This window comes from Desulfobacterium sp. N47 (genome assembly GCF_051233685.1).
Taxonomy (GTDB): domain Bacteria; phylum Desulfobacterota; class Desulfobacteria; order Desulfobacterales; family RPRI01; genus RPRI01.
Genome location: NZ_JBAMMY010000002.1, coordinates 1 through 4,274, shown reverse-complemented (window position 1 = coordinate 4,274; position 4,274 = coordinate 1). Strand labels below are relative to the sequence as shown.

Annotated in this window: 4 protein-coding genes and 1 pseudogene; all 5 read left to right on the top strand. The window is 36.9% G+C overall.

The annotated features are described in order from the left end of the window. Window positions 1-242, top strand: a pseudogene (locus tag VXK47_RS00040) (integrase core domain-containing protein); the annotation flags it as partial. Window positions 243-556: 314 nt separating this feature from the next. After that, window positions 557-1,090 carry an AccI family restriction endonuclease gene (locus VXK47_RS00035; protein ID WP_435546728.1) on the top strand — a complete coding sequence of 178 codons (534 nt, stop codon included), beginning with the start codon at window positions 557-559 and terminating at the stop codon, window positions 1,088-1,090. Beyond that, window positions 1,083-2,696 (top strand): HsdM family class I SAM-dependent methyltransferase, encoded by a 1,614-nt coding sequence (locus VXK47_RS00030; RefSeq protein WP_435546727.1) that lies wholly within the window; start codon window positions 1,083-1,085, stop codon window positions 2,694-2,696. The genes VXK47_RS00035 and VXK47_RS00030 overlap by 8 nt, the downstream gene beginning before the upstream one ends. A 31-nt stretch (window positions 2,697-2,727) precedes the next feature. Further along, entirely contained in the window at window positions 2,728-3,603 is an 876-nt protein-coding gene (locus tag VXK47_RS00025) for a ParA family protein (protein WP_435546726.1), read from the top strand. Further along, entirely contained in the window at window positions 3,600-4,079 is a 480-nt protein-coding gene (locus VXK47_RS00020; protein ID WP_435546725.1) for a hypothetical protein, read from the top strand. The genes VXK47_RS00025 and VXK47_RS00020 overlap by 4 nt, the downstream gene beginning before the upstream one ends. Window positions 4,080-4,274: the final 195 nt, after the last annotated feature.

Genomic DNA, 4,274 nt, shown 5'->3' with positions numbered 1-4,274 from the left:
AAGCCGCTTAAAGCCAGAGGCATAAAAATCAGCATGGACTCAAAAGGACGAGCTTTGGATAACATTTTCGTCGAAAGGCTGTGGCGAAGCGTGAAATACGAAGAGGTCTATATTTCAGAATACCGTACCGCCAAGGAAGCTTTTCGTCCTTAAAGAAATATTTTGTGTTCTACAACAACTGCCGGTTTCACCAGGCCTTAAATTACAAGACTCCGGCTGAGGTGCATTATCAAAGGACATAAAGCCTGATAATAATGGGGGCTCTGCCCCCAAACCACCGGGATTTAAGGCTTAACGGGCATAAACAGATTAGATGAAAAGATGGGCCGCGCAAAAGATGCACGGCCCTCTGTCTACGCCGCCAGCTTCGGCGCTCGGGTTGCTTCCCAGCATTGCCCCATCCTCCGAGTAGGTGTGGTGACTGTAGCACAACATATAAATTGGGGGAAACATTTTTCATTTATCCGGCAATAGCGGACCTTTTGAAAAGGACTTTGTAAGAAAAAAGAACTTAAACCCGGAGAAAATATCAGAGACCTTTGGTAGCTTAATTTTTATGAAAATCAGTCTTGACATGGGGTCCACTATAACATTTAAAGAGCTGGATTTTCGACGACCATCATGGTCACTAACCCAAGAGCTGAGAGATTTAACTGAACTTTTGAAAGGATTAAAAGAAAATATAAAAACACTTCACAAGAGAGACTATCTAAGTATTACCCCAAAAATGGAGGATATTGCACTCGTAAACAGATGGATTCAAAAATACAATGTTAAGCATTTTTACTTGCAAGTGTTTTTTGATAAAGCGTATGTAATCTCTTTTCAAGACATTCTTGAACTCGTTTCTAACGATGAAAACGAAGGGAATAATTTTTCAATCGAAAGAGACGTAAAAAATCAAGGTAAAACAACAATAAAGGTTAACGTAAAAATAGGTAAAGAGCTTATAGGGAAGATCGATATGCCGGAACATAAGGCAGCTATGAAAGAATTGGATAGAGGCAGATTACTGTTCTATGTGACCTTCGAGGGTGGTAAAGGGTATCTTGATAATGAAATATTGATGAGGGATGTCATTAATGCGTGAATCTGACTATATAAAGGACACGCCTATTAGCCATAGAAAAGATTATGGTCAATTTTTTACACCATCATCAGTAGCACGCCTTATGGTTCAGTGGGTTTTGAATGATAACCCAACAACCGTTTTAGACCCCGCTTTTGGACTTGGTATATTTTACGATGAAGTACTCAAGACCAAACCAAGTCAACAATTACAATTTATCGGGTACGAGATTGACAAAAAGATCATTGGCTATCTTAATAGTGAATTAAATAAATCAAATCTAAAAATTAATAACTGTGATTATCTTGAAGCAAATGCAGGTTCTTTTGATGGGATTATATGCAATCCTCCTTACATGAGGTTTCAGAATTTCTTGAAAAGACATTCTGTATTACCAAAGATTGAAAAACAAATAGGAAAAAGGCTTGTTGGCTATTCTAATATTTCATCAGTTTTTCTTTTAAAGGCATTGAATGAACTTAATGATAACGGAAATCTCGCATTTATTATGCCATTCGAATTTTTTAATACTGGCTATGGAAAAGAGGTAAAGAGAAGCCTGCTCAAAAATCATCTATTAAAACAAATAATCATTTTTTCAAATGAAAAAGAAATATTTCCAGATGCAACTACAACTGTCTGTGTGCTGCTTTGCAAAAAAGACGGGAAAGAAGATGATATAAAAATTACGCAAATTAAGGCTGAGGATGAGATTAGTCAACTATCAAATATTAGTAGTCTTTATCACGCAACAATAGAACCATCGAATTTGCCATTCAACAAAAAATGGACACCTATATTATTATCATTATTCTCTGAACAGACTATTCCAGAAGATTTCGTTAAATTATCACTTTATGGTTCATTCACGAGAGGTATTGCTACGGGTGCAAATGAATTTTTTGCGCTTACAAAAACAAAAATCGAAAAGTGGAAATTAGATAATGGCAATATCTGCAAATGTATTACAAAAAGCCCTCAAATACGTAAAGCGGTATTTACGGAATATGACTTTGATATTCTATATAATTCAGATAAACCTGTTTATTGTTTAGATGTAAGAGATCATGAGAGCCAACGAATACGCCAATATATAGATGAAGGTGAAAAATTAAGATACCACGAAAGGTATCTTACAAAGATGAGGAGCCCTTGGTATAAAATAGAACGCCGAAAGACCGCTCCAATTTTGTTTGGTGTATTCAACAGGGGACGACTAAAGATAATAAGAAATCTTACAACAGCAATTAACTTTACCTGCTTTCATGCTTTTTATCCAAATATGTTTGGTGAACATCTTATAGATAAGCTGTTCGTTTATTTGCTGAGCGACATTGGACAAGAGATTATAAAAGCCAATAAAAGAAGTTATGGGGACAACTTAGATAAATTTGAGCCAGGTGATTTAAACGACTGTTTTTGCCCAAGCCAAAATCAATTTAACATGATTGATAACAAAGATGCTGAAAATGTAATTGAAATCGCTAAAGCTGATGAGAAATTGGCAATTCAAATGAGTAATGATTTAATTCAACGAATTATAAACGACGCCCAACAACAGCATGAACACGGATTGGTAAAAGCTGCGCCGCTTCGCTATGTAACTTTTACCAACCGGTTATGCTGAGCGTTATGTGCAATGAGACGGAGGAAACAATATGAACAGTCCTAAAACAATCGCTACTATAAATTTTAAGGGTGGCGTTGGAAAAACAACTGTTACTTGGTGCCTTGGTGATGTTATATCCTCATTTTCAGATTCGAAGGTATTATTATTCGATCTGGATGCCCAAATGTCACTTACTCAAGCAATTTCATTAAATGAAGATGGATACTCACTTGAGGCAAGGTTTCAGAAATGGTATGAAAATTCAATCGAACGAAAGAAAACCATTTTCGATGCTCTTGATCAATTTGCAAGACCAGCACAGCACTTTGATTTTCCAGTTGGGTTTGATTTTATCTACCAATTGACTGATAGGCTTCATTTTGTACCTTCCGTCGAAGACCTTTACTGGATGGAGCTTGAAGTTTTTGACAGGGATGCTGTGAAAGATTTTATCAGGCGTTTATTAGGGAAAGTCACAAATACTCCTAAATTGCCATCTTATGATTATGTCCTTTTTGACTGCCCACCATCTTTTACATTGCTTTCCTATAGTGTCCTGTCCTGCTGCGATCTAATACTAATCCCGGTAAATCCAGATTATTTTGCATCAAAAGGAACCAATTTGATTTTAAATAGTCTGAAAATGAGGATTGAACCTTTTCCTTTACCAAAAATTGGTGTTTTTATGAACAAATCGAAAACATGGGGGGGATCACCTACTAAAGAAACCAGTTTTTACATGCGTGAGGTTTCCAGGGTGTGCGATAATGCATCAAAAACCGAAAACATAAGAGCAGAGTTTTTAGATTCATGGATACCTGAAAGAGTAGGTGTTAAAAGAGCTATAACGTCAGGAGGTGTTCCAGGGGAACTCGTCGATCCATTTAAAAATTTATGGAATGAAGTTGTGAGGTATTTAGCATGAGCGAGAATTTTTTTAGAGATAAAGAAGAGGAATTGCAACGCCTGACTCAAGAGATAGCTGACCTTAAATCAACTATGAAGGATATGGCATCCTCGCTTACACGAATAGAGCGGCATGTAAAACGTTCTTTTGGTATTCCACCTAAAAGTCAGTCTTCTGTAGTATCCAAGCCAAGGCAAAGAAACGCTGAAAGCACAAAAGAAGAAGCAACGATCACGCCCGAAGACGCTCTCAGAATTTTTGACGAATTGTCAGAAGATTGGGGCAATCAAAAGCATGGGCTTATCGAAGGTAGGTTGCAAGAAATGATTGTCCCGAATTTAAAGGTGATTGCCCACGAACTTGGTCTTACCTTCAAAGGTAAGCCCTCAAAAAAAGTATTGTGTGAAGGAATAATTGGCAGATTAAATGAAAGGGCTATGTTGTCAAGAAATATCAATATTACCTCACCAATATCAGAAGTAAAGAAAGATTAAAAGCACATAACAAGGCTAATTCAGCCGACGCAAAAAGCCGCGCGGCTGATTAGCGTCGTTATAAAACAAAAAATACATAATAAAGGAAAACCAAAATGTTCAAAACGTCTATATGCCCTCATTGTCATAAGATATTAAGCGTAAGTCTTGACCCACTTGCGCTGAAGGCGGATATCGTTTCAGAATTTTTGAAGG

Coding starts and splice junctions, on each gene's coding strand:
- VXK47_RS00035 (WP_435546728.1), top strand. CDS start 557: ATGAAAATCAGTCTTGACATGGGGTCCACTATAACATTTAAAGAGCTG.
- VXK47_RS00020 (WP_435546725.1), top strand. CDS start 3,600: ATGAGCGAGAATTTTTTTAGAGATAAAGAAGAGGAATTGCAACGCCTG.
- VXK47_RS00030 (WP_435546727.1), top strand. CDS start 1,083: ATGCGTGAATCTGACTATATAAAGGACACGCCTATTAGCCATAGAAAA.
- VXK47_RS00025 (WP_435546726.1), top strand. CDS start 2,728: ATGAACAGTCCTAAAACAATCGCTACTATAAATTTTAAGGGTGGCGTT.